General features: G+C 80.4%; 1 pseudogene. It reads left to right on the top strand.

The features are described 5' to 3' along the window. A pseudogene (locus DEF28_RS27850) lies at window positions 1-342 on the top strand (hypothetical protein); the annotation flags it as partial.

Genomic DNA, 342 nt, shown 5'->3' on the forward strand with positions numbered 1-342 from the left:
GACCCCGCGCCCTACGACACCGGCACCCACAGCCGGCCCCCGCTGGGCTCGGGCTACTCCCCCACCGAGGGCCGGCCCGGCGGTGCCGACCCGCTGGGCGACCCGGCGTTCCCCCGGACCCCGGCCGCCGAGTCCGACCCCGGATCCCCGATCTGGTCCAGCATGGACGGCCAGTCACCGCAGCGGCCCGCCTCGGCGCCGGCGTCCCCGCCGTTCCCGGGCACCCCGCCGGGCGGCGCGCCCGCGGGCGGCTACGAACCGCCGTCCTCCTACAGCACCGGCACCCACAACCGCCCCGCCTTCGACACCGGCAGCCACACCCGGCCGCCCCTCGACCCCGCG

Source organism: Marinitenerispora sediminis (assembly GCF_003336425.1).
Classification (GTDB): Bacteria; Actinomycetota; Actinomycetes; order Streptosporangiales; family Streptosporangiaceae; genus Marinitenerispora; species Marinitenerispora sediminis.